The 24643-nt window shown below is 75.3% G+C and carries 23 protein-coding genes and 1 pseudogene; 13 read left to right on the top strand and 11 right to left on the bottom strand.

The window, feature by feature from the left end; all coding sequences use genetic code 11:
* Positions 1-349: 349 nt before the first annotated feature.
* Positions 350-700 (top strand): hypothetical protein, encoded by a 351-nt coding sequence (locus tag ACZ7IF_RS01970; RefSeq protein WP_470961467.1) that lies wholly within the window; start codon positions 350-352, stop codon positions 698-700.
* Between the two features lie 45 nt (positions 701-745).
* On the opposite strand, the gene ACZ7IF_RS01965 is transcribed toward ACZ7IF_RS01970, so the two are convergent.
* The 7 genes from ACZ7IF_RS01965 to ACZ7IF_RS01935 all read right to left on the bottom strand — a co-directional run bounded on the left by ACZ7IF_RS01965 (position 746) and on the right by ACZ7IF_RS01935 (position 7098).
* Entirely contained in the window at positions 746-2050 is a 1305-nt protein-coding gene (locus tag ACZ7IF_RS01965; RefSeq protein ID WP_470961464.1) for an MFS transporter, read from the bottom strand.
* The gene (locus ACZ7IF_RS01960; RefSeq protein WP_470961462.1) at positions 2050-3144 is read right to left on the bottom strand and encodes a PLP-dependent cysteine synthase family protein; all 1095 of its coding nucleotides are present in this window, start codon (positions 3142-3144) and stop codon (positions 2050-2052) included. The genes ACZ7IF_RS01965 and ACZ7IF_RS01960 overlap by 1 nt, the downstream gene beginning before the upstream one ends.
* 122 nt (positions 3145-3266) lie before the next feature.
* Positions 3267-3632, bottom strand: a complete 366-nt coding sequence (locus tag ACZ7IF_RS01955) for a hypothetical protein (RefSeq protein ID WP_470961459.1) — start codon at positions 3630-3632, stop codon at positions 3267-3269.
* A gap of 149 nt (positions 3633-3781) precedes the next feature.
* Positions 3782-4204 carry a hypothetical protein gene (locus ACZ7IF_RS01950; RefSeq protein ID WP_470961456.1) on the bottom strand — a complete coding sequence of 141 codons (423 nt, stop codon included), beginning with the start codon at positions 4202-4204 and terminating at the stop codon, positions 3782-3784.
* Between the two features lie 114 nt (positions 4205-4318).
* Positions 4319-4876 (bottom strand): universal stress protein, encoded by a 558-nt coding sequence (locus ACZ7IF_RS01945; protein ID WP_470961453.1) that lies wholly within the window; start codon positions 4874-4876, stop codon positions 4319-4321.
* 70 nt (positions 4877-4946) lie between these two features.
* Positions 4947-6428, bottom strand: a complete 1482-nt coding sequence (locus ACZ7IF_RS01940; protein ID WP_470961450.1) for a sensor histidine kinase — start codon at positions 6426-6428, stop codon at positions 4947-4949.
* Positions 6421-7098, bottom strand: a complete 678-nt coding sequence (locus ACZ7IF_RS01935; RefSeq protein ID WP_125823421.1) for a response regulator transcription factor — start codon at positions 7096-7098, stop codon at positions 6421-6423. The genes ACZ7IF_RS01940 and ACZ7IF_RS01935 overlap by 8 nt, the downstream gene beginning before the upstream one ends.
* Before the next feature lie 136 nt (positions 7099-7234).
* Here ACZ7IF_RS01935 and ACZ7IF_RS01930 point away from each other — a divergent pair, with 136 nt between their 5' ends.
* The 4 genes and pseudogenes from ACZ7IF_RS01930 to ACZ7IF_RS01915 all read left to right on the top strand — a co-directional run bounded on the left by ACZ7IF_RS01930 (position 7235) and on the right by ACZ7IF_RS01915 (position 11129).
* The gene (locus ACZ7IF_RS01930) at positions 7235-7798 is read left to right on the top strand and encodes a hypothetical protein (RefSeq protein WP_470961447.1); all 564 of its coding nucleotides are present in this window, start codon (positions 7235-7237) and stop codon (positions 7796-7798) included.
* Positions 7799-7980: 182 nt separating this feature from the next.
* Positions 7981-8528, top strand: a pseudogene (locus ACZ7IF_RS01925) (P-loop nucleotide/nucleoside kinase family protein).
* Complete coding sequence (locus ACZ7IF_RS01920) at positions 8525-8959, top strand: hypothetical protein (protein ID WP_470961444.1); 435 nt, start codon at positions 8525-8527, stop codon at positions 8957-8959. The pseudogene ACZ7IF_RS01925 and the gene ACZ7IF_RS01920 overlap by 4 nt, the downstream one beginning before the upstream one ends.
* A gap of 106 nt (positions 8960-9065) precedes the next feature.
* On the top strand, positions 9066-11129 hold the full coding sequence (locus ACZ7IF_RS01915; RefSeq protein WP_470961442.1) for a SpoIIE family protein phosphatase: 2064 nt from the start codon (positions 9066-9068) through the stop codon (positions 11127-11129).
* Positions 11130-11169: 40 nt separating this feature from the next.
* Here ACZ7IF_RS01915 and ACZ7IF_RS01910 read toward each other — a convergent pair whose 3' ends face one another.
* A complete protein-coding gene (locus tag ACZ7IF_RS01910) occupies positions 11170-12810 on the bottom strand; it encodes a PucR family transcriptional regulator (protein ID WP_470961439.1) in 1641 nt (546 codons plus the stop codon).
* A gap of 67 nt (positions 12811-12877) precedes the next feature.
* Complete coding sequence (locus ACZ7IF_RS01905; RefSeq protein ID WP_470961436.1) at positions 12878-14509, bottom strand: AMP-binding protein; 1632 nt, start codon at positions 14507-14509, stop codon at positions 12878-12880.
* 121 nt (positions 14510-14630) lie between these two features.
* On the opposite strand from ACZ7IF_RS01905, the gene ACZ7IF_RS01900 reads away from it, so the two are divergent.
* From ACZ7IF_RS01900 to ACZ7IF_RS01880, 5 genes are all read left to right on the top strand, one after another.
* Positions 14631-15257: an alpha-ketoglutarate-dependent dioxygenase AlkB gene (locus ACZ7IF_RS01900; protein ID WP_427710665.1), complete on the top strand. Its 627-nt coding sequence runs from the start codon at positions 14631-14633 to the stop codon at positions 15255-15257.
* 4 nt (positions 15258-15261) lie between these two features.
* Entirely contained in the window at positions 15262-16242 is a 981-nt protein-coding gene (locus ACZ7IF_RS01895) for a tellurite resistance/C4-dicarboxylate transporter family protein (RefSeq protein WP_470961433.1), read from the top strand.
* Positions 16243-16346: 104 nt separating this feature from the next.
* A complete protein-coding gene (locus tag ACZ7IF_RS01890) occupies positions 16347-17015 on the top strand; it encodes a Rossmann-fold NAD(P)-binding domain-containing protein (protein WP_470961430.1) in 669 nt (222 codons plus the stop codon).
* Positions 17016-17086: 71 nt separating this feature from the next.
* Complete coding sequence (locus tag ACZ7IF_RS01885; protein WP_470961427.1) at positions 17087-18304, top strand: RNA ligase; 1218 nt, start codon at positions 17087-17089, stop codon at positions 18302-18304.
* Positions 18305-18306: 2 nt separating this feature from the next.
* Positions 18307-19239 (top strand): phosphatase domain-containing protein, encoded by a 933-nt coding sequence (locus ACZ7IF_RS01880; RefSeq protein ID WP_470961425.1) that lies wholly within the window; start codon positions 18307-18309, stop codon positions 19237-19239.
* A 73-nt stretch (positions 19240-19312) separates the two neighbouring features.
* Here the strand turns inward: ACZ7IF_RS01880 and ACZ7IF_RS01875 are convergent, their stop codons facing one another.
* Positions 19313-19912, bottom strand: a complete 600-nt coding sequence (locus tag ACZ7IF_RS01875; RefSeq protein WP_470961422.1) for a hypothetical protein — start codon at positions 19910-19912, stop codon at positions 19313-19315.
* A gap of 216 nt (positions 19913-20128) precedes the next feature.
* Between ACZ7IF_RS01875 and ACZ7IF_RS01870 the strand changes: the two genes are divergently transcribed.
* Entirely contained in the window at positions 20129-20503 is a 375-nt protein-coding gene (locus tag ACZ7IF_RS01870) for a YbjQ family protein (protein WP_470961420.1), read from the top strand.
* A gap of 468 nt (positions 20504-20971) precedes the next feature.
* Here ACZ7IF_RS01870 and ACZ7IF_RS01865 read toward each other — a convergent pair whose 3' ends face one another.
* Positions 20972-21898 carry an EamA family transporter gene (locus ACZ7IF_RS01865; protein ID WP_470961417.1) on the bottom strand — a complete coding sequence of 309 codons (927 nt, stop codon included), beginning with the start codon at positions 21896-21898 and terminating at the stop codon, positions 20972-20974.
* A 29-nt stretch (positions 21899-21927) separates the two neighbouring features.
* Here ACZ7IF_RS01865 and pdxR point away from each other — a divergent pair, with 29 nt between their 5' ends.
* A complete protein-coding gene (gene pdxR, locus ACZ7IF_RS01860) occupies positions 21928-23391 on the top strand; it encodes a MocR-like pyridoxine biosynthesis transcription factor PdxR (protein ID WP_470961414.1) in 1464 nt (487 codons plus the stop codon).
* A gap of 340 nt (positions 23392-23731) precedes the next feature.
* Positions 23732-24643 carry a nitroreductase/quinone reductase family protein gene (locus ACZ7IF_RS01855; RefSeq protein ID WP_470961411.1) on the top strand — a complete coding sequence of 304 codons (912 nt, stop codon included), beginning with the start codon at positions 23732-23734 and terminating at the stop codon, positions 24641-24643.

Below are 24643 nucleotides of genomic sequence, written 5' to 3'. Positions count from 1 at the left end.
AGGACCAGCTCGGTGGCGGCGAGTTTGCTGACGCCGTACAGTCCGCCGGGTCTCGGGACGGCGTCCTCCCCCCCCCCCCCCCCCTCCCGCCTCCCCCCCCCCCCCCCCCCCCCCCCCCCCCCCCCCCCCCCCCGGGGCCGGGTACGAGGGACCCCGCCCGCAGGACCAGAACCTGCTGGCCTGGACCGGCGACCCGGGCGACGCGGGCCACGTCACCGCCCAGTCGGCGGCCGGCGTCGGCGGACGCGTCACCCTGGTCCGGGTCGTCCTGCGGCAGGAGACCACCTGGTCGAACATCTGGCTGGGGCTGGCCGGCCTCGACCCCAACGCCCAGCTCTCCAACTGCTACTTGGGCGTGTACGACGCCGCCGGGACCCTGCGCGGGGCCACCCCGGACATCTCCCCCCAGCTGATGACCGACCCCGTCGCCAAGCCGCTCGCCCTCGCCAAGCCGTTCACCGCAGCCCCCGGGACATACTTCATCGCCCTCCTGCTCAACGGCAACTGGGCCACCAACGCCCTCACCCTGAAGTCCACCGGCGCCGGCATCTCGGTCAACGCGGGCCTCACGCCCCCCAACCTGCGCTACAGCACCATCCTGACCGGCCAGAACTCCCTGCCGGCCACCGTGAACCTCGCCGAGCAGTCCACCAGCACCATCAACACCGGCTGGGCCAGCCAGTGGTACGGGATCTCCTGAGCCCGCGCACCCGCCGCCCGGCCGGGGCCGGGCGGCGGGCCGGGTTCAGGCCGCCACGGCCTCGGCGCGCGCCTCGCGGGCGGGCGGGGCGAGGCGGCCAGTGCGGTCGAGGGCGTACAGGGCGGCCGTGCACCCGAGGCCCAGTACGAACAGCGCCAGCCAGGGCAGCGCCGACATCCCGGCGGAGCGGGCCGCGTCCAGCGCCGCCCCCGTGAGCAGGTTCCCGACGGCGATGCCGACCCCGCACACCGTGTTGTACAGCCCGTAGTGCGTGGCGACCAGGCGGTCCCCGCAGAGGCGGACGATGGTGTCCATCTCGAACGGGTACGCGATCATCGTCCCGGCGGCCAGCAGCAGCGCCGCCAGCACCGGCGGCACCGCCGCCAGCAGCCGCGTCCCCAGCTGTGACTGGGGTACGGGCAGCGCCGTGGCGGCCAGCAGGGGCAGGAAGGCCGCCCCCATGGCCAGCAGCCCCCAGGCCAGCGCCCGGCCCGGCTCCAGACGGGCCTTGCACCAAGCGGTGACGCGGGTCTGGAAGAGGATCGTGCTCAGCCCGGACACCGCGAAGAGCAGCGCCACCGCGGCCGTGCCGAAGCCGCCCTCGCCGCCGACGCGCCGGACCTCCAGCGGCAGCGCCATGTAGACCTGGAAGGTCATCACGTAGGAGCCGATCATCGCCACGGAGAACAGCAGGAACGGCCGGTTGGCGAGGATCCCGCGCCACTGGACGAGCACCCCCTCCCGGGGGCCCTCGGCGCGTTCGGCGGCGTCGTTGCCCCGGCGGGCGGGCAGGGCCCGGACCTGCACGATGCTCAGCACCGCGAAGATCCCGGCCGCCACCAGGCAGGTGACGCGGAAGTCGACGCCCGTCAGCACCATGCCCACCAGCGGGCCCAGCAGGATGCCGGCCTGGTAGAAGACGTTGAACAGGGCGAAGGCCTCCACCCGGCGCTCGCCCGCGTCGGCCGCGAGGTAGGCCCGGGTGGCCGGGTTGAACAGGGCCCCGGCCAGCCCGGTGGCCGCCGAGGCGGCGATCAGCGCCGGCACGGAGTCGACCAGCCCGAGGGTCGCGAACCCGGCGATGCGCAGCGCGAGCCCGGTGATGATCATCGGCTTGTAGCCCAGGCGGTCGGCGAGGGTGCCGCCGATCAGGAACATGCCCTGCTGGCTGAAGTTGCGCACGCCGAGGATCAGTCCGACCGTCCAGCCGGCCAGCCCGAGCGGGCCGGCCAGGTGCGTGGCGAGGTAGGGCATGAGCATGTAGAAGCCGAGGTTGATGGTGAACTGGTTCACCATCAGCAGCTGGACGCTGCGCTCGTAGGTACGGACCTGCGCGAGGGTGCCCTTCATCAGGCGGGAACCTCCGACGCGTGCAGGGTCAGCGGGTCCACCACGCTCGCGCAGCGGGTCCAGCGGGTGACCTCCTTCTCGTCCAGGCGGCCGATCGTCTCGGGCTCCGCGGCCGGAGGGGAGTCCAGCAGCCCGTGCGCGGCGCAGTAGTCGTCGTCGTACACGGTGCCGAGGTAGCGCTGCGGCCCGTCGGGGAAGACCGCGGCGATCCGGGTGTCCTCGGGCAGGGTGCGGGCCAGCCAGCCGGCCACCAGGGCGACCGCGCCGACGCTCCAGCCGCCGGCGGCGTAGTGGGACGCGGCGAGCTGGCGGCAGGTCCACACGGCCTCGCCCGGGGCGACCCAGTGCACCTCGGAGAACTGCTCGTAGGCGACGTTGCGCGGGTAGATGCTCGAACCGAGGCCGCGCATCAGGCGGGTCCGCGCGGGCTGGCCGAAGATGGTGGAGCCGACGGTGTCCACGCCCACCAGCTTCAGCTCGGGGTAGAGCTGGCGCAGGACGCGGGAGACGCCCGCCGAGTGCCCTCCGGTGCCGACGCTGCACACCAGGACGTCGATGTGGTGCAGCTCGGTGGCCAGTTCGAGGGCCAGCGGGGTGTAGGCGGTGGTGTTGTCCGGGTTGTTGTACTGGTCCGGGCACCAGGAACCGGGGTGCTGGGCCAGCAGCTGGGTGACGCGGTCGCGGCGGGCCTGCTGCCAGCCGCCGGTGGGGTGCGGTTCGGAGACGACGTTGACCTGTGCCCCGTACGCCGTCAGCAGGCGGGTCATCGACGATTCCAGGCCGGGGTCGGTGACCAGCGTGACGGGGTGCCCGTGGACCATGCCGGCCAGGGCGAGGCCGAGGCCGAGGGTGCCGCTGGTGGACTCGATGATCCGGGCGCCCGGCTTCAGCTCGCCGCGGGCGCGGGCCCGTTCGACCATGTGCAGGCCGGGACGGTCCTTGATGCCGCCGGGGTTGAAGCCCTCGAGCTTCGCCCAGAAGCCGCGTCCCGCCGGGGCCAGGGGCTCCGACACGCGCAGCAGGGGGGTGTTGCCGACCAGCCCGGAGAGGCCGGAGCGGGCGGGGGGAGTGACGTCGGTGGCCGAAGAATGCATTGTTCCGCTCTCATTCGATGGTGCTTCGGTGGTCGCGCTCGTGGGAAATGCCGAGCCTGGGCAGGGCAGGGTCCGCCCGTTGGGCATACGTCAGCCGTTGCGAACGGGCTTACGGGAGCGGACTAGAGCCGCCATCGACAGACGATGGTCAGAGTGGAACGTCCTGAGCGGGCGACGGCCGGTCCGGCGGAGCCCGCACCCGCCGCCCGGGCCGCCGTCGGGGCGGCGCCCGCACCCGCCGAGGGCCGTGCGGGAGCGGCGGACAGGGGGGTCGGCCCCTGGCTGCTGGGGGCCGGGTCGGAGGTGGCGCAGCTGGAACCGTGGCCGGGATGCGGGTGTGCGTGGCCCAGGGGCTCTGCAGGGCCTGTCGGCCCGGGCTCCAGCGCGGCTCCGGCGGCTGACGAGCCGTAGGAGACGCCGGTGTGCCCGTGCGAGGAGCAGGCGAGGGCCGCGAGGAGCAGCGCGCTGAGCATGCCGACGACCAGCATGCGATACCAGGGCGAACCGGGGCGAAAGGGGTGTGGTCGGGGAGGGTGGGGGCAGGTGGGCAAGGTGTTCCTCCGTGCGGCGGGCACCCCTCGGCCCGTGCGGGCGGGGGTGGCGGGGATCGCGGGACGGGCCCGGAAGGATCCCGGGCCTACACCTGGAGGACGGTGGAGGTTCCCGGTTGCGCGGAGGCGGCGGTTGCGGCCGGGTTGCAGGCCGGGCCGGAGTGACCGGCGGCGTCCCGGTGGACCGCGGGGACGGGCCGGGCGGCGGTGGCCGCCGGGGGAGTCGCGGTCGCGTCCGCCGGGGAGGCCGCCCGAGGAGGCACGGGGGCGCAGTCGTGGACCGGGTGGGAGGGGGCGTGGTGGTCGGCGGGGGTCGCCGAGGCCGGGGTCGCGGTGCCGGAAGCCGCCGTCCGGGCGGCTGATGCCGTGGTGGTGGCGTGGGCGGCGCCGTGCGAGCCGGCGCCGTGTGCGCAGAGCAGGCCGAGCAGCAGCAGGGTCAGCCCGAGCAGGTGCAGCAGACCCGCGGAGGGGCGGATCCGCGGCGTACGGGGGGACCTGGCTGTGACCACGCCGTGATCTTAGCTTGTCGCCCGCGTGATGTGCGGTCCCGAACCGGACAATCACCGACCGCTTCTTGGCCGGTGCCCGGTATGCCGTGCGGGGACGGGCGGGGGCCGTGCGGGTCAGCCCGCCAGCTCCCGCGCGTCCAGCGGAAGGTGCCACGCGTTGCGGCGGCGCACGGTGTGCAGCTGGGCCTCCAGCGGGTTCGGCGGCACGGCGAGCACGGGGCACGGCGCGTGCGCCATGCAGTGGCGGGCCACCGAGGGCCGCAGGATGCCGAGCAGCCGGCCCCGGCGGCCCGCGCCGACCACCAGCAGGTCGTCCGCGTCCCGGGCGGCGTCGACCAGGACGGCCCGCGGGGTGCCCCGTACGATCTGCCCCGTCAGGGGGACGCCGGGGCCGCCGGGCCCGAAGGCGGCGTCGAGGGCCTCGCGCAGCCGCCCGGCCGCCGCCTCCCGGTGCTCGGGGTAGCGGGCGCAGGCACAGGCGCCGCCGGCGGCCGGACCCCCGCCCGGCGTCTGCCAGGCCAGCACCGCCCACAGTTCGGCCCCGCGCAACCGGGCCTCGTCGGCGGCCCGGTGCAGGGCCGTCAGACTTCCGGGCCCGCCGCTCACGCCCGCAACCACCCGTCGTCTTCCCACCGCCGGCCCCTCCCGCGTCGCCAACCGTCCGGCTTCCATTGAACGCCCGTCGGAGCCGCCCGTACGTCAGCGGTGCGTATGGACCCCGTCGGCCGGCGTCAAGTTCCCGTCAGGAGACGGCTGTCGCCGGGAGCACGGCCCGCAGGCGGGCGCCCCGGTCGGAGGGCTCGGCGGTGAGGGTGCCGCCGTGATGGGCGGTCAGGTCGCGGGCGATCGCCAGGCCCAGGCCGGCCCCGCCGTGGTCGCGGCTGCGGGCGTCGTCGAGCCGGGTGAAACGCTCGAAGATCCGCTCCCGGTCGGCGGGCGGGATGCCGGGGCCGTCGTCGAGCACCTCCAGTACGGCCGTCCGCGCCCCGGCGCCGCCGGCGGTGGTGCGCAGGACGATCTCGACCCGCCGGTCGGCGAACCGCTGGGCGTTGTCGAGCAGGTTGGTGACCACCCGGGTCAGCCACAGCTCGCTGCCCTCCACCTCCACGCCGGCCTCCAGCTCCGTGCGTACGGGCACCCGGTCGCCCAGCCGTGCCGCCACCGCGGACCGCACCACGGCACCCAGGTCCAGCCGGGCCGCCGCGACGGGCCGGGCGGCGTCGATCCGGGCCAGCAGGAGCAGGTCCGAGGCCAGGTGCTGGAGCCGCTCGGTGTCCTCCAGCGCCCCGCCGATCAGCTCCGGCCACAGCTCCGGGTCCCGGACGGCCAGGGCCACCTCAAGCTGGGTCCGCAGCACGGTGAGCGGGCTGCGCAGTTCGTGCGAGGCGTCGGCGATGAACTGGCGCTGGCGGTGCCCGGAGGACTCCAGCCGGTCCAGCGTGGCGTTCATCGTCTCGGCCAGGCGGGCCACCTCGTCGCGGGTGGGGGGTACCGGGACCCGGCGGTGCAGGTCCCGGTCGGTGATCTCGGCGACCTCCGCGCGGATCGCCTCGACGGGCCGCAGGGCGCGGCCGGTCACCCGCCACGTGACCAGGGCCACCGTGGCGAGGAGCAGCGGCCCGCCGGCCGCGAGCGCGGCGGTGGTGGTGTCGTCGGCCGCGTCCACGTCGCGCAGGGAGGTGCCGACGTACACGGTGACCAGGCCCTGCGGGGTGTCCGTGGTGACCTGTACGACCCTCAGCCGGTGTTCGCCGCCGAGCGGCCGGACCCGCCAGGTGTGGAAGGCGGTTCCGGGCCCCGACGGCCCCCCGGGGCCGAGCGCGGGCGCGCCGGCCAGGTTCGGGGTCGCTCGCAGCACCCGGCCGCGGGCGTTGACCACCTGGACGAAGTCGGCGCCGGGCAGCGGCGCGCGCATCCGGTCCAGGCCGCCGGCGGCGGCGAGCCGGGCGATGGTCACGGCCTGCCGCTCGGCGTCGCGCTCGGCGTTGCGCAGCAGGTTGGCCTTCAGCAGCCCGAGCAGGGCGAACGAGGCCAGGGCGAGGGCCGCCGCGACGACGACGACGGCGCCGGCCGTGGCCCGCCCGCGGACGGTGGCGGGCCCGATCCGCCGCAGCAGGCGGCGCACGGGTCCGCGTACGCGGCCGATCAGGCGGCGCACCGCGCCGGGCTCCGCCGGGGTCTCGGCCCGCGTCCCGGCCGGCGTCCGCGCCCGGGTCTCAGCCACCGTCGGCCGCCAGCCGGTATCCGGCACCGCGCACGGTCTCCAGGGCGGACCGGCCGAACGGCGCGTCGATCTTCCGGCGCACCGCGCTGACGTGCACCTCGACCACGTTCGGATCGCCGTCGAAGGCGCTGTCCCACACCTGTTCCAGAATCTCCCGCTTGGGCACCACCTCGCCGGCGCGCCGGGCCAGGCACTCCAGCACCGCGAACTCCCGGGCGGTCAGCCGTATCTGCGTGCCGCCCCGGGAGCACAGGTGCCGCGCCGGGTCGACCAGCAGGTCGCCGAACTCCATGGTCCGCGGGCCCCGGCGGCCCGTACGCCGGCCCAGGGCGCGGAGCCGGGCGACGAGGACGAGGTAGGAGAAGGGCTTGGAGAGGAAGTCGTCGGCGCCGGTGTCCAGGGCCTCGGCCTCGTCGTACTCGCCGTCCTTCGCCGTGAGCATCAGGATCCCGGACTCGTTGCCCGCGGCGCGCAGCCGGGCGCAGACCCGGTAGCCGTTGAGGCCGGGCAGCATGATGTCGAGCACGATCAGGTCGTAGTCGTGCTCGCAGGCCATCCACAGGCCCTGCGGCCCGTCGTGGGCCACGTCCACCGAGAAGCCCTCCGACCGGAGCCCCCGCTGGAGGGCGAGCGCCAGCCGTCGTTCGTCCTCCACCACCAGTACGCGCATGCCGCCCAGGGTCTCAGGTCGGCTGCGGGCTTTGCTGAAGGGGTCTTCAGGCGGCTTCAGGTGGGCTTCAGCATTGCCCCGGCATGCTCGGCAACGAGCCGGGTGTGGTGCCCGGTTGTGCCTGAGGAGTCCCGGTATGTCTGAGTCTTTCCCGCAGCCCGAACAGCCCGAACAGCCCGAAGCGCAGGCGAAGCCCGCGCGCAAGGGGCTGGGCGGCGTGGTCCCCCGGGGCACGGGCGCGCGCTGGGCGGTGGCCGTCGGCGCGGCCGCGGTGATCGTGGGCGGCGGGGCGACGGCAGTGGCCGTGGCCGGCCACCACCACGGCCACGCGGACCGCGCCCGCCACCTCGTCCGGCCGGAACCGGGCCGCGCGCACGCCCCCGAGGGCGGGCACAAGGCCGAGCCGAAGGTACGGGACGGCGCCGGCCCCGCACGCGGCGGCTTCGCCCGGCACGCCCCGGCGCCCGCGCCGCTGCCCGCCCTGCCCATCGGCCAGGCGGCGGAGAAGGCGGCCGCGGCGGTGGAGGGCGGCAAGGTCGAGGCCCTGCGCGCGGTCGCCCAGCAGGGCGGCGGCAGCGCCTGGCGCGCGGTGGTCCTCGGCCCGGACGGCGTCCGCCACGCGGTGACGGTATCCGGCTCCGACGGCACCGTCACCGCGAACACCCCGCTGAACGGCCGCCCGGGAGCGTCCGCGCAGTAGCGCCGCCCCGCCGGGAGGGCGGGCCCGCGGCGCCCGGTGCGTGCTCTCGGCGTGCCGGGTGCCGTCCGGGCGGCGGGCCCGGCGCCGGGCGCCGGGCACGGGATCCCGTGCGCCCCCCGGGCACCGCGTGCGCTCCCGGTCCGCGGGTGCCGGGCGGGGGCGGGCGGGGGTTTGCTGGTCGGATGGCTGACGGCCCCTGCGAGGTACTGCTCATCGGCGGCCGGTCCGGCGTCGGGAAGACCACGGTCGGCCGGGAGGTCTCGGTGCGGCTGCGCGCCGCCCGGGTCGCGCACTGCCTGGTCGGGGGCGACGACCTGGACCACGCGCACCCCGCCCCGCCCGGCGGCCCCGACCGCTCCCGGCTGACCGAGGCCGGCCTGGCCGCGCTCCGGCGCGACTACACCGCGCCCGGCCAGCGTCGCAGGCTGATCCACACCAACACCGTCTCCGTCCTGGAGCCCGGCCTGATCACCCGCGCGATGGGCGGCACGCCCCGCGACATCGGGGTCCTCCTCACCGCCGCCGACGCCACCGCCCGGCGGCGCCTGGCCGTCCGCGAGACCGGCAGCGGGCTGGAGGCCCACGTGGCCCGGGACGAGCTGATGTCCCGGCGTCCGGAGGCCGCCGCGCCGCCCTGGGTGGTGCGCGTCCCCACCGACGGCCGCTCAGTCACGGCATCGCCCTCGACGTCGTCGCCGTGACCGGCTGGGCCGGAGAGGATGGGGCATGACCGTCTTCCGATGCGCCGACTGCGGTACGGCCGTCACCGCCGACGTCGACGAGGTGCCCCTCCCGGAGGAGGGCCCGCTGCCCTACGAGGCCGACGGCGAGTGCCCGCCGCGGATCCCGCCGGGCCGTTTCTCGTACGACCCGCAGCCGTCCGCCTTCTCCTCGGTGCCCCACCCCACGCTGAAGTCGCACCTCGCCCGGGGAGGCCCGGCCGGCAGCATCGTCATCGGCCCCGGCGACGCCCGGGGCATGACCCCCACCACCGATGCGGGGACCCGCGGCGGCTGCTGCGGCCCCGACGGCACGGGCGGGGCCAACATGCTGTGCGCCGGCTGCTCGGCCGCGATCGCGATCGAGAGCGCCGACTGCTGGACCCCCCGGCAGATCGTCCTCGACCCGCGCCGGGTTGCCGCGGACCGGGCGGCGCCGTGATGTCCGCTCCGCCGAGTGCGCGCAGAATGAAGGGGAGCGGCGAGCCCCCCGCCCCCGCGCGGGCGGGTACGGGGACTCGGCGCGCCCCGGGCAGAGGAGGCTTCCGGTGGCGTCGGAGCACGCGGGGGGCTCGGGGGCTGCCGGTCCGATCCGGTCGGAGCCGGGGTCCCTGCTGGAACACGTGCCGGTGGCCGTCTTCGGCATGGACGGGGACGGCCGGATCCGCTTCTGGGGGCCCGGTGCACAGGGACTCTTCGGGCACGAGGCCGCCGAGGTGCTGTCCCGGCCCGCCGCCGCCCTCTTCCCGGAACCCCCCGAAGGCACCCCCGGCTCCGCCGCGCGGCTGACGGAACGGGCCCGGACCCTCGGGTACTGGCGGGTCCGGCTGCCGGCCCTGCACCGGGACGGCTCGGTCTTCGACTGCGGGTTCCGGGTCTTCCCGGTGGCCGGCAGCGCCGACGACCCGGTGATCATGGGGCTGGCCAGCAGGGGGGACGAGCTCGACCGGGTGAAGACCAACCTCGCCTTCCTCGACGCCCTCTTCGAGAGCTGCCCCATCGGCCTGGTCATGCTCGACCAGGACCTGCGCTACGTCCACCTCAACCAGGCCCTGGCCGACATGGACGGCCTTCCGGTCGCCGCCCACCTCGGCCGCGCCACCGACGAGATCATGCTCACCTCCGACGACGGCGAGTTCCAGCGCATGCTGCGCGCCGTCGCCGACGAGGGCCGCCCCCTCGTCGGCGCCCTGGTGGGGCTGCGCACTCCCGGCCGCCCCGACCGCGACCAGGTGCGGTCGGTCAGCCTGTTCCCGCTCAGCCGGGCCGGGGAGACCCGCCCCGGGGTGGGCGGCCTGCTGGTGGACGTCACCGACCGGGAGCTGGCCCTGCTGGAGGCCACCGCGGCCCGCCGGCGCCTGGCCCTGCTGGACCGGGCCGCGGCCCGCGTCGGCACCACGCTGGACGTGGACACCACCGCCCGGGAACTGGTCGAGGTGGCCGTACCGGACTTCTGCGACGGCTGCGTGGTCGAGCTGGTGGAGTGGATGCACCCCGCCGAGGCCTTCGACCCGCGGCTGCCCCTGTTCACCCGCCGCATCGCGTCCGGCACCGTGCTGCCGCCGCCCGCGCCCGAGCTGGTGGCCGGTCTGGACCGGTTGTCGTACCCGCCGGGCTCCGGCATCCACCGCATGTTCGCCGCCGGACGGCCGCTCTGCGTCCGGGTCGACGAGGAGTTCGCGGCCGGGGCCACCGACCGGCCCGGCCGCGCCCGGCTGCTCCTGGAGAGCGGCCTGGCCCGCATCGTCATCGCCCCGCTCATCGCCCGGGGCACCGTGCAGGGCATCGCCATGTTCGGGCGCTCGTCCGCCCGTCCCGACTTCACCGAACAGGACCTGAGCCTCGCCGGGGAACTCGCCTCCCGCGCCGCCCTGTGCCTGGACAACGCCCGCCTCTACAGCCGGGTCCAGGACATCGCCCTCACCCTCCAGCGGGCCCTGCTGCCGAGCGCCCTGGCCCGCAGCGAACACGTGACCATCGCCCACCGCTACCTGCCGGGCAGCCGGGCCACCGAGGTCGGCGGAGACTGGTACGACGTGATCGACCTGCCAGGGGGCCGGGTCGCCCTCGTCGTCGGCGACGTCATGGGCCACGGGGTGCCCGCCGCCGCCTCGATGGGCAGGCTGCGCATCACCGCCAAGGCGCTGGCCCGCCACGGCCCGGAGCCCGAGCTGCTCCTCGGCGAACTCGACGCGTGTGCCCGGGAGTCCGGCATCGAGCTGGCCACCTGCGTCTACGTGGAGTACGACCCGCACACCGGCCGGGCCCGCATCGCGAACGCCGGCCACCCCCCGCCCCTCGTGCGCCGCCCCGACGGCACCGTCGAGACCCTCGGCGGCGGCCTCGGAGTCCCGCTCGGGGTCGGCGGGGTCCCCTTTCGCTCGGCCGGCGCCCACCTGCCCGACGGGGCCGTCCTCGCCCTCTACACCGACGGGCTCGTCGAGGCGCGCGGCCAGGACATCGAAGCGGGCCTGGACGCCCTGCGGGACCGGCTCGCGTCGGTCGAAGGCCCGTTGGAGGAGGAGGTGGACCGCGTCCTGTCGGCCCTGGTCCCCGACGCGGCCACCGACGACACGGTCCTGCTCCTGGCCCGGATCCGGCACGCGGGGTGACGGGGGCGGGGACGGGATGGGACGGGGGCCGGTGCGGGGCTCAGTCCATGCGCAGGGCCGCCGCGAAGTCCATCTTGTCCTCCAGCCGGGCCAGGTCCCGCCCGGTCAGCGACTCGATCCGGTTGATCCGGTACCGCAGCGAGTTCACGTGCAGGTGCAGGGCCTCCCCGCAGCGGGCCCAGGAGCCGTCGTGCTCCAGGAACGACCGGAGCGTCGGGACCAGTTCGGATTGGTGGCGCCGGTCGTACGCGTGCAGCGGCGCCAGCAGCCGGCGGCTGAAGGCCCGCCTGACCTCCGCGGGGAGCAGCGGCAGCAGTGACATGACGTGCGCCGCCATGTCCCCGGTCCCGCACACGGCGACCGCCTCCGCGTCGGGGCCGGCGGCCACCCGGCGGGCGTTGCGGGCCTCCGCCAGGGTGTGCCGCAGGTCGTCCGGCTCCGCCACCGGGTCGCCGATCCCGAGGCTCAGCCGCTCCCCGCCGCGCAGCCCGCGCGGCAGCGCGCCGCACGCGGCCCCCCGGACCGCCTCCGGGGCCAGCTCCGCGCCCCCGGCGACCCGTACGAAGGCCACGGCCCCGCGCCCGTCGAGCGCGGCGGCGACCCCGATCCGCCGGGCGGCGCCGGGCCCCAGGCACGCCGGGTGCAGCAGCACCTCCTCCAGCAGGTCCCGCACCGGCGACGGCCCGTCGCCGCCCGGTACGCCGTCCAGCCGGGCCGCGACGGCCTGCCAGCGGGTCCCGCCGCCGGCCGCCTCCGCCGCGAGCCGCCCGGCGGCGTCCCGGACCTGCTCCCGCGCCTCCGCCCCCGCCCCGCCGGAGTCCAGCAGCCCGAGCAGCCTCCCGGCGGCCCGCCGGCGCGCGGTGCGGTCGGCGTCACGGCCGCCGCGCTCCACGGCGATCAGCCCGGCCAGCCGTTCCACCAGGCCGATGCGCTCGTCGTGCCAGTCCCCGCTGTCGGCCTCCACGGCGACGGCCCAGTCGGTCAGCGCGGGCCCGGCGCCCGGCGCGGACCGCACCGGGAACAGCGAGTAGGGCATCCCGTGGGCCGTCGTACGGTGCGGAGCGCGCCGGCCGGAGCGCTCGGCGGCCAGGAACCGCCCGGCCAGGGCCGTCGCCGTCCGCTCCGGCAGCGGTGGCCGGGCGCCCGCGATCAGCCGTCCGGTGGGGGACAGCACATGGGCGCGCAGGTCCAGTTCGGACAGCAGCAGTTCGAGCAGCGCCCCCGACCCGGCGCCGCTGCCCGGCCGGGACGCCATCAGCCGCCGGTGCCGGTCCACCAGCGCGGCGAGGTTCCCGACCCGGGCCCCGCTGCGGCCGCGCGCCACGAACTCGGCGACGGGGCCGAAGGGGACGTCCACGCCCACCGCGAACAGCGGCAGCCCGTGCCGGTCGCAGGCCCGCACCAGCTCGTCCGGTACGTTCCCGAACTCCGCCTCGCCCGCCCCGAGCGCGACGGCGCCCGCCTCCGTGATGATCCGTACGAAGGCGTCGGCGCGCCCGAGGTCCGGCCGCAGCCACACCAGCCCCGACAGCACCAGGTCCCCCGGGGAGACGAACCGCCCCGGATCCGGCAGGTCGATGGTCACGGCGGCGAGCACGGGCCGCCGCAGCCCCTCCTCGCCGCCGCCGAGGTACCGGAAGGGCGCCGGGCCGCCGGAGAGGATCACATCACGCAACTGCATGGCCACAGCCTGCCATGCGCGATCGGAGCCCCAACTGCCGCCCGGAGCAACCAAATGCGCCCTACAGCTACTCCAGCAGCCGGGCCGCCGTCTCGCGCATCTCCACCTTGCGGATCTTGCCGGTGACCGTCATCGGGAACTCGTCCACGACGTGGACGTAGCGCGGGATCTTGAAGTGGGCCAGGCGGCCCGAGCAGTACGCGCGGACCGCTTCCGCCGTCAGCGGCTCGGCCCCCGCGCGCATCCGCACCCAGGCCATCAGCTCCTCCCCGTACTTGGCGTCCGGGACGCCGATCACCTGGACGTCCAGGACGTCGGGGTGGCCGTGCAGGAACTCCTCGATCTCGCGCGGGTAGAGGTTCTCGCCGCCCCGGATCACCATGTCCTTGATCCGGCCCGTGATGCTCAGGTAGCCGTCCGCGTCCATGACCGCCAGGTCGCCGGTGTGCATCCAGCCCTCCCGGTCCACGGCCTCGGCGGTCTTCTCCGGCTCGCCCCAGTAGCCGAGCATCACCGAGTAGCCCCGGGTGCACAGCTCGCCCGGGGTGCCGCGCGGGACGGTGGCGCCGGTCTCCGGGGCGACGACCTTGACCTCCAGGTGCGGCCCGACCCGGCCCACGGTGGAGACCCGGCGCTCCACGGAGTCGTCCACCCGGGTCTGCGTGGACACCGGGGAGGTCTCCGTCATGCCGTAGCAGATGGAGACCTCGGTCATCCCCATCCGCTCGATCACCTCGTTCATCACCTCCACCGGGCAGGGCGAGCCCGCCATGATCCCGGTCCGCAGGCTCGACAGGTCGTACCCGTCGAAGCCGGGAGCGGCCAGTTCGGCGATGAACATGGTCGGCACCCCGTACAGGGAGGTGCACGCCTCCGCCTCCACCGCCGCCAGGGTGGCCGCCGGGTCGAAGGCCGGTGCCGGGATCACCATCGCCGCGCCGTGGCTGGTGCACGCGAGGGCGCCCATGACCATGCCGAAGCAGTGGTAGAAGGGCACCGGTACGCACACCCGGTCCCGTTCGGTGTAGCCGCACAGCTCCCCGACGAAGAAGCCGTTGTTGAGGATGTTGCGGTGGGAGAGGGTGGCCCCCTTGGGGAAGCCGGTGGTCCCCGAGGTGTACTGGATGTTGACCGGGTCCCCCGGGTCCAGGGCCGCGGCCGCCCGCGCCAGGTCCGCCGGATCGCCCTGGGCGCCGCGCTCCAGCAGCGCGTCCCACAGCGGGCCGCCCAGCAGCACGGTGAACTCCAGGTCCGCGCAGCGCGGCCGGACCTCCTCGATCATCCCCGCGTAGTCCGAGCCCTTGAACTCCTCCGCCGCGACCAGCAGCCGGATCCCGGACTGGTTCAGCACGTACTCCAGCTCGTGCGAGCGGTACGCAGGGTTGACGGTGACCAGGACCGCCCCGATCTTCGCGGTGGCGTACTGGACCAGGGTCCACTCGGCGCGGTTGGGGGCCCAGATGCCGACCCGGTCGCCCTCGGCGATGCCGAGGTCCAGCAGGCCGAGGGCGAGGACGTCCACGTCGGCCGCCAGCTCCGTGTACGTCCACCGCCGCCCGGCGGCCACGTCGACGAGGGCGTCCCGGTCCGGGAAGCGGCGCACGGTGCGGTCGAGGTTGTCCCCGATCGTCTCGTCCAGCAGCGGGACCCCGGAGTTTCCTGACGCGTGACTGGGCGCGACCGACACGTGTACCTCCACGACTCTGTGGCCCGGCGGGGCCGGCGTGCGGCCATGATCCTCTTCAGCCCGCCGCCGGGCCACCCCCTGGAGCACCTCATTCTTTCGAGCAGGTGTTCGAGGGCGGGGGTAGGCTGGCCCCATGCACGCACTCCAGGGCTCCCTCTTCGACCAGACCGACGAGATCCGGCTCGGACCGCTCTCACCGGTACGGAGGACCGTGCTCGGAGCCGGCGCCTGGGCCGACCACCTCCCCGGGTGGCTCACCGGGGCCGACGCCCTCTTCGAACGGCTCGCCGCCGAGGTGCCCTGGCGCGCCGAACGTCGGCAGATGTACGACCGGGAGGTGGAGGTGCCCCGGCTGCTGGCCCACTACCGCGAGGGCGAGCCGCTCCCGCACCCCGTGCTCACCGAGGCCCGCGACGCCCTCGGCCGGCACTACGCCGCCGAACTCGGCGAGCCCTTCGCGACCGCCGGGCTCTGTCTCTACCGCGACGGCCGCGACAGCGTCGCCTGGCACGGCGACCGCACCGGCCGCTCCGCCACCGAGGACACCATGGTCGCGATCCTCTCCGTGGGAGACCCCCGCGACCTCGTCCTGCGCCCCCGCGACGGCGGCCCCACCCTGCTGCGGCTGCCGCTGGGCCACGGCGACCTCGTGGTCATGGGCGGCTCCTGCCAGCGCACCATGGAACACGCCGTCCCCAAGACGGCGCGGGCCGTCGGCCCCCGGATCAGCGTCCAGTTCCGCACCCGCGGCGTAATGTGAGGCCATGCGCAGCGGGAGCCGTCTGAGGGCCTGGTGCTCCGCCCTCCCGCCCGCCGCGGGCGGAGCCGTCATGGCCTCCGGGATCCTTTCCATCGGCCTGGAGCTCACCGGCCGCACCCGGCTCTCCCTCGCCGCGCTGGTCGTCGCGGGCGCGCTGTGGCTCGTACTGGCCGGCGACTTCGCCGCCCGGCTCATCGGCGACCGGGGCCGCTTCCGGGCCGAGGCGGACACCCCGGCCGCCCTCACCGCCGTCGCCGCGACCACCGTGCTCGGCGCCCGCCTCGCCCAGCTCGGCCGGCAGCGCGAGGCCGCCGCCCTGCTGGCGCTGGCCGCCGTGCTGTGGCCCGGGCTCCTCGTCTCCGTCATACGCCACTGGCGCCGCCGCATGCCCGGCGCCGCCTTCCTCGTCTGCGTCGCCACCCAGGGCCTCGCCGTCCTCGCGGCCGCCCTGGCCGCCGCCCGGGGCCTCCACTGGCTCGCCTGGGCCGCCCTGGCCTGCTTCTGCCTGGGCCTGCTGCTGTACGGCCTCGCCCTGACCCGGTTCGACTTCCACGAGGTCGTCAGCGGGGCGGGCGACCACTGGGTCGCGGGCGGGGCCCTGTCCATCACGGCCCTCGCCGGAGCGAAACTCACCGCCCTGCCCCTGTGGACCGGGCCGGGACACACGGCCCTGCGCACCGCCACCCTGACGGCCCTCGGCATCTCCCTGGCCTGGTACGCGGTCCTCCTCGCCGCCGAACTCCGCAGCCCCCGCCCCCGCTACGACATCCGCCGCTGGTCCACCGTCTTCCCCCTCGGCATGACCGCCACCGCGTGCCTCACCGCCGCCCCCGCGGCCGGCGTCCCGTGGCTGCGCCCCCTCGGCGAGGTCCTGCTGTGGATCGCGGCCGCCGCCTGGGTCCTCACCTTCCTCGCCTTCACCTTCAGCTGCTGCCGGCCCGCCCGGCGGCGTTTCCCCCCGGGGAGGGGCGGGGCGGCTCGATAGGTCCCGCCATGGCCCGCACGTTCCAGGCGACCGTCGCCACCGAGGAGGACACCACCGCCCACCGCGGCACGCTCGTCCGACCGCCCGCGCACTAGGCTGCGCACGTGAACGTCATCCTCTACGGCGGAACCGGCATGATCGGGCGCGGCGTGCTGCGCGAGTGCCTGCGCGACGACTCCGTGACGAGCGTCCTGTCCGTCGGCCGCACCCCGCTCGGCGTCAGCCACCCCAAACTCCGCGAGCACGTCCGGCCCGACCCCGCCGACCTGTCGGAGCTCGCCGGCGAGCTGTCCGGGTACGACGCCTGCTTCTTCTGCCTCGGCGTCTCCTCCGTCGGCATGAAGGAGGAGGCCTACCGCGCCGTCACCTACGACCTGACGCTCGCCGTCGCCCGCCCGCTGGCCTCCGCCAACCCGGCGCTCGCCTTCGCCTTCGTCTCCGGCGTGGGCACCGACAGCACCGAGCGGGGCCGCTCCATGTGGGCCCGGGTCAAGGGCAGGACGGAGAACGACCTGCTCGGACTCCCCTTCCGCGCCTACATGTTCCGGCCCGGCATCATCCAGCCCGTAGCCGGCGTGCCCTCCAAGACCCGGCTCTACCGGACGGCGTACGCGCTCACCGCGCCGCTCTTCCCGCTCCTGCGCCGGATCGCGCCGAACCTGACCACCACCACCGAGGCCATCGGCCGGGCGATGATCACCGTCGCCACCCCCGGATCCGAGGTCGCCACCCGGATCCTGCACACCCGGGACATCAACCGCCTCGGCCGCTGACCAGTAATAATCGACTACCGGCCGGTCCCTCCCGCACGTGAGAATGGGGCATCTCGAACCGGGAGGAACCCATGAGCCAGGACCACCTGACTCTGCACGGCCTGCTGCCCGCGCAGGAGCTGGCGCAGGCGATCGACGCCGGGCACGTGACCCGCAAGCAGCACCCCGAACTGCCCCTGTCCATCTACACGTACACGCGCACCGCCCAGTACGAGCAGATATGGAACAGGGTCACCACGCGCTGCCGCGGTCTCGTCGCCGACGACGAGACCGGAGCGGTCGTGGCCCTGCCGCTGCCGAAGTTCTTCAACGTCGGCGAGCACGCCTCCGGCCGCCCCTACGCGCCCGCCCTGCCCGACGAGACGTTCGAGGTGTACGACAAGGTCGACGGCAGCCTCGCCGTGGTCTTCCACTACGCCGGCCACTGGCGGGTCGCCTCCAAGGGCTCCTTCATCAGCGCCCAGGCCACCTGGGCGCAGCGCCGCCTCGACTCCCGCGACACCACGGCCCTCGTGCCCGGTACGACCTACCTCGCGGAGATCCTGTACCCGCAGAACCGCATCGTGGTGGACTACGGCGACCGCCGGGACCTCGTCCTGCTCGCCGCCTTCGGCCGGGACGGCACCGAGGTGCCGCTCGCCGAGGCCGCCGGCCACTGGCAGGGCATCGGCTCCGTCGTCAAGGTCTGGCCCGCCGTGCCGCTCGACGAGCTCCTCGCACTGGCCGAGTCCAACACCCTGCCCGGCGGCGGGCCCGCGACCGGCACGGACGCCGAGGGCTTCGTGCTGCGCTTCGCCTCCGGCGTGCGCGCGAAGGCCAAGCTCTCGGAGTACGTACGCCTGCACAAGCTGCTGACCGGCGTCACCGAGCGGGACGTCTGGCGCAGCCACGGGATCCAGCGCTTCTCCGGGACGTCCGTCAAGCGCCTGGCCCAGGGGCTGGGCCTCTCGGTCGCCGAGCTCGGGGGCGTCCGCTCCAAGGGCGGCCGCCCGCTGGACGAGTTGCTGGAGCAGGTCCCCGACGAGTTCGACACCTGGGTGCGCGAGGTGATCGCGGGCCTGGAGGCGGCGTTCGCCCGCCGCGAGCAGGCCATCGACGAGGCCTTCGACACCCTGGCGCACCTGGCCGGTGACCGGGCGGCCTTCGCCCGCGGTGCGCGGGAGATCTCCGACGGACAGGTCCGCTCGGCCGTGTTCCTGCGGCTGGACGGCCGCAGCACAGAGCTCGTCAGCTGGCGGGCCGTACGGCCGGAGACGGCCGACCCCTACACCACCGACGAGGAGAACTGAACGTGTCCGAAGAGCCCGGACTCCCCGTGGTCCACGTCATGACGGGGTTGCCGGCCTCGGGCAAGACGACCGCCGCCCGCGCCCTCCAGGCCGAGGCCGGCGGCCGCATGCGACGGGTCAACCTCGACGACCTGCGGGCCATGCTCGACGTGCCCGACCCCGAGCGGGGCCGCTCGTACCGGCACGAGCAGACCGTGCTCGCCGTCCAGGACGCGGCGGTCCGCGCGGCCGTCGAGGACGGGTTCGACGTGGTCGTCGACAACACCCACCTGACGTCCAACATCCCCAAGCGGCTCAAGGCGGCGGTCGCCGGCCGCGCCACCTTCGTCGTGCACGACTTCACCGACGTGCCAGTCGAGGAGTGCCTGCGCCGTGACGCCGCGCGGGAGCGGCCGGTCGGCGAGGAGATCATCCGGATACTCGCCGACAAGCACGCCAAGGCGAGGAAGGGCGGCTGGCGGCTCACCGCGGAGTGGCTGAACGACCAGCCGCCCGTCCGTCCCTACGTCGCCGACCCGGAGCTCCCGTCCGCCGTGATGTGCGACATCGACGGCACGCTCGCCCTCACCGGCGACCGGGGCCCGTACGACTTCTCGCGCTGCGAGACCGACCTGCTGAACGAGCCCGTACGGCACGCCCTCGACGCCTTCCGGCGCGCCGACGGGGACACGATCGTGCTGCTGTCCGGGCGCGGCGAGGAGCACCGGGAGCAGACGGAGTCCTGGTTGCGGCGCCACGAGGTGCCGTACGACGAGCTGTGGATGCGGGCGGCGGGCGACCACCGCCGCGACGACGTGGTCAAGGCCGAGCTCTTCGACGCGCACGTGCGCGACCGCTACGCCGTCCGGGTGTCGCTCGACGACCGGGACCGGGTGGTCGCCGTCTGGCGCCGGATGGGGCTGGCGACCTGGCAGGTCAACTACGGGGACTTCTGACAGGCCGCCGGGCGTACGGGAGGCGGGGCCGTGAGGACCCGTCCCGTACGCCCGGGGGAGCGACCCGTGAGGGTCAGGAGCGGCACCACTTCACCGGGGTGACGTCCTTGACGTAGCGGGCCGAGACCCACGCGCGCTTGTACTCGTACTCGCGGACCTGGGCGCCCTTCTCGCCGTCGGTGCCGTTCATGCCGTCGACATCGTCGACGGGCTTCCTGTCCTTCTTGTGCTCCAGCCGGTACCAGAGGCTGTTCCCGTCGACCTTCTCACCGCGCTTCTTGCACACGATCGACAGCTTCTGGTGCGGGTGCACCTTGTACAGGACCTTCGAGTGGGTGGTGGGCTTGCTGCGGACCTTCAGCGGGCCGTGCGAGACGACCTTGCCGAGGGCGTACTTGGGCTTGGGGTAAGTGACGGGCCCGTCGTCTCCCGGCCGGCCGTGCCCGTCCTCGGACTGTTCGTCGGAGTCGTCGTACTCGGACCCGTCCTCGTACTCGGACCCGTCGTCGTACTCGCTGTACTCGTCGTACCCGGAGTCCCCGTCGCGGGCCTGCGCCGCGCCGGGTCCGTCGTCCACCGGACCGCCGTCCGCGACGGCGACGCCCGCGCCGAGCAGGCCGAGCACCATGCTGCCGGCGGCAAGAGCGAGGATGGTCCTGGTGGGCTTCAGCATGAGCCGCTCCTCCACGAAGGCTTCCGCCCGGCCGCGGGACGCGACTGGGGGCGGCAGCCCGGTGGCTGCCACGGACGACTATGACGAGGGGGCGGGCGGAGCCCCGGCCGACGCACCGCCGATTAGCCCGATATGCGCAATATCTGCAAGGCGGCTCCGGTCGCGCCCGGACGGCCGGCGGATGCGTGCGGCCACCGTCGGCAGCACAGTGGGCCCATGGGTATCGAAGACTACGGCGGAGGCCCCGGCGCCCAGCAGACCGGCGTCCTGGTCGTGACCACCAACGACGTCCCCGGCTACCGCGTCGAGCAGGTCATCGGGGAGGTGTTCGGGCTCACCGTGCGCTCCCGGCACCTCGGCAGCCAGATCGGAGCCGGCCTGAAATCCATGATCGGCGGCGAGCTGAAGGGGCTCACCAAGACCCTCGTGCAGACCCGCAACCAGGCCATGGAGCGGCTGATCGAGCAGGCCATGGCGCGCGGCGCCAACGCGGTCCTGATGATGCGCTTCGACGTGACCGACGCCGCCGACGTCGGGACCGAGGTCTGCGCCTACGGGACGGCCGTGGTGCTGGTGCCGGCCGGGACCTGATCCGTAAGCCCAGGACGGCGCGCTAGTGGGTCGTCCACCACGTTGCGGCAGCGCCGCTCGCTGTGCTGATGAGCCCGATGAGCCACGCGGGAACGCGCTGGACGGTGAGGTGCAGCCCGCCGAATCGAAGTTCCAGGGCGGGGCGGGTCTTGTCGGCACGCATGGATCCCCCTTGGAGAGTTTCTGCAACTCGGCCTCGGACGTGTCGAGTTGACTCTTTCAGGGGATGCGCCATACCCGCAGAAGCACCAGCAAGGAAGGCCTTGCTTGCCGGGCGTCGTCACCCATGTACAGCACCCGAGAGGCAGGCAGCCGGCAGCGAGGCGACCATGACCCCATGGCCCCCCGCATCACGATCCACCGCCCCGACGCAGAAGGCGGCGGGCGCGTACACGTGGACGGAACGATCTCGGGTCGGGCGAGCCACGGGCCCGCGCACCCTCAAGGGGAGGACCGGACACGCTGTGGTCAGGCTTCGGGGGATCCGCCCCCGCCGCGCAGCCCCAGCGCCAGCCCGGCCACCACCACCGCCAGGCCCAGCCACACCGCCGGGCGGGGAGTACCGCCGCCCGACAGCGCCCCGGCGCCGGCCGCCGCGAGCGGGGCGACACCGGTCAGCAGCCCCGCCCGGCCGGAGCCCACGGCCGCCACCGTGCGGTACCAGAGCAGGAAGGCCACCGCCGTCACCAGCACGGCGAGGTACCCGACGGCGCCCCACTGGCGGGCGGTCAGCTCCGCCAGCGCGGACGGGCGCTCCGTGCACACCGACAGCACCGCCAGCATCACCGCCCCCATCCACACCGCGTGCAAGGACACCCCCCACGCGCCGTGCCGCCCCAGCACCGGCACCGCGAGCAGGGTGAACGCCGCCTCGCAGGCCAGCGCCAGCACCGCCCAGCCCACCCCGGCGGCATCGGTGCGCCCGGTCCCCTCGACCAGCACCGCCCCCGCGACCACCACGGGCGCCGCCAGCAGCACCCGGCGGCTGGGCCGCCGCCCCTCCAGCAGCGGGCCGACCAGCCCGAGCAGGACCGGTACGGAGGCCACGGCGACGGCGATGACGGCCGGTTCGGCGTGCGCGACGCCCCGGACCACGGCCACGTTGAACAGCACCAGCCCGCCGGCCGCGATCCCGGCCAGCCACAGCCACTCCCGCCCCCGGGGCCGGGACAGCGGCACCCGGGCGGCCCGGGCGAGGAGGAGCAGGATCACGGCGGCGGCCGCGTAGCGGACCGCCTGGGCGGCGAACAGCGGGGCGTCGACCAGGGAGCGGGAGACGGTGACGCTGCTGCCGACCAGCGCCATACCGGTGATCCCGGGGACCAGGTCCCGCAGGCCGGCGGAGCGCGCGGGGGAGACGGACGCGGTGGACGGGGCGGAAACGGAGGTGCTCATGCCGTCCAGCCTGGAGGCACAATGGTCCCGTGAGCAGGTCCAAAGAAGGCGCTGCCGAGGGGTCCAGAACCGGGTCGGACTTCCTCCAGCTCGACATCGGCCAGGCCCCGCCCGGCAACCGCACCGAGTGGCTCGCCGGCCGGCTGCGCGCCGCCATCGCCGACGGCACCCTGCCCGTCGGCAGCCGGCTCCCCGCCAGCCGGGTGCTCGCCGCCGAACTGCGCGTCTCCCGCGGCCTGGTCACCGAGGCCTACCAGCGGCTCGCCGAGACCGGCCAGGTGGCGGGCCGGGGCCGGGCCGGCACCGTCGTCGTTGCCGCACCTGCGCCCCCGGCGGCCGGGCCCGCGCCCGCCGTGCCGCGCGGCGGGCTGGTGGACGCGCTGCGCGCCGTGCCCTGCCGGATCGACCTCTCGCCCGGGGTGCCCGACCTCACCGCCTTCCCGCGCGCCGCCTGGCTCCAGGCCGAGCGCCGGGTCCTCGCCGCCCTCACCCCGGCCGACTTCGGCTACGGCAACCCGCAGGGCGCGCCGGCCCTCCGGGAGGCGGTCGCCGGCTGGCTGGCCCGGAACCGGGGGATCCGCACCGATCCCGCCGAGGTCGTCGTGGTCGCCGGGGTCGCACAGGCCCTCCGGCTGCTCGCGCAGGTGCTGCCCGCGGCCGGTGTGCGCCGGGTGGCGGTGGAGGACCCCGGCTCGCTGGGGGCGCGGCAACAGCTGGAACACGGCGGGCTGGACGTCGTCGGCGTACCCGTGGACGGGGACGGGCTGGACGTGGCCGCGCTGCGGGCGAGCGGGGCGCGGGCGGTGCTCATGACCCCGGCGCACCAGTTCCCGACCGGGGTCGTCCTCGACGGGGAGCGCCGCCGCGAACTGCTGGCCTGGGCCGCCGCCGGGGGACTGGTCCTGGAGGACGACTACGACGCCGAGCACCGCTACGACCGCGCCCCCGTCCCCGCGCTGCGGGCCCTGGCGCCCGAGGGGGTCTGCTATGCCGGGAGCGTGTCCAAACTGCTCGCGCCGGCCCTGCGGCTGGGCTGGCTGCTGGTCCCGCGCCGCCTGCGGGAACCGGTCGTCGAGGCCAAGCGCCACGCCGACCTCGGCAGCCCGGTCCTCGCACAGCTCGTCCTCGCCCGGCTGATGGACTCGGGCGAACTGGAGCGCCACCTGCGCTTCGTCCGGCGCCGCCACCGCCGCCGCCGGGACGCGATGCTGCGGGCCGTCGCCGAGCACCTGCCCGGAGCCCGGGTGCACGGTGCCGCGGCGGGGCTGCACCTGACCGTCACCTTCGACGGCGCGTCCTTCGACGACACCGCCGTGGCCGGGGCGGCCCTGGCCCTCGGGGTCAAGACGCACCCCCTGTCCTGGCACCGGCTGCGACCCGGGCCGCCGGGCCTGATCCTGGGCTACGCGGCCGGACCGGTGAGCGAGATCGAGGAGGGCGTGGCAGTCCTGGGCAGGGCGCTGCGGGAATCCGTACAAGATCATCGGCATTGACAACCGCCGCGCCCGTTGCGTCTAATGGCGGGCGGTGTCGCGTGACTCCGGCCAAAGAGCAGTGGGCCGGCCGGTGATCGGGCGAACACCCTTCACTCAGGGACACGCCATGAGTCAGCACTCCGCGCCCCGCAGTTGACGTAGAGCAGCCGCACCTCCGGCTCCCGCGTCGCGGCCCGGCCGTCGAGCCGCAGCCGCCCCCCCGTTTCCGCGACTCCGTACGCACGCGAGTCCGTACGTCCGCTCCCGCATGCCCCGCCCCGGCGACTCCCGCTCCACAGCGGCCCGTCGGGGGACCGGCGGCGTGCCGGACCGGCCTGCCCAGAGAGAGAACACACACGTGCCCACACCCGCCCAGGACTTCAACCGTTCCGTCATCGAGGAGTTCCGCGCCGGCCACGGCAAGGTCGGCGGCTACTTCGAGGGCGAGGACCTGCTCCTGCTCACCACCACCGGCGCCCGGTCGGGAGCCGAGCACACCACCCCGCTCGGCTTCGTCCGCCACGAGGGCGTCCTGCTCGTCGTCGGCTCCAACCTCGGCGCCCCCGCCCATCCCGCCTGGTACCACAACCTCCTGGCCCACCCGCAGGTACGGGTGGAGCTCGGCTCCGACACCTTCGAGGCCCTCGCCGTACCCGCGGAAGGGGCCCGGCGCGAGGAGCTCTTCGAAGCCGTCGTGCGGACCGCCCCCGGATACGCCGACTACCAGGCCCGCACCACCCGCCCGCTCCCCGTCGTCCGGCTGGAGCCCGCGGAGCCCGACGGCTGGCAGCCCGGCGAGGTCCGCACCCTCGCCGGGAAGCTGCTGGAGGTCCACACCTGGCTGCGGGCCCAGCTGCGCCACGTCGGCGCCGAGACGGAGGCCCACTTCGCCGCCCGCGCCGCCCACACCGGACCGGGCCGGCCGCCGGCGCCCGGGCTCGGGCTCCAGATCCGCCAGCGCTGCCTCGCGTTCTGCCAGGGCCTGGAGTTCCACCACACCAGCGAGGACGCCCACCTGTTCCCCGGGACCCTGGCCCACCACCCGCACCTGGCGCCCGTCTTCGAGCGGCTGCGGGAGGAACACCGCACGGTCGCCCGGATCCAGGGCGAACTGGTGGCCCTGCTGGGCGGGGTGGCCATCGCCGAACCCGAGCGGTTCCGTGCCGAACTGGCGCGGATGACGGCGGAGCTGAACGCCCACCTCGACCACGAGGAGGAGGTGCTGCTGCCGCTGCTGGAGGAGGTCCCCTGGCCGCCGCCGCGGCCGTGA

This window comes from Streptomyces sp. NPDC037421 (assembly GCF_055602105.1).
This window is presented reverse-complemented; position numbering and strand designations above follow the sequence as displayed.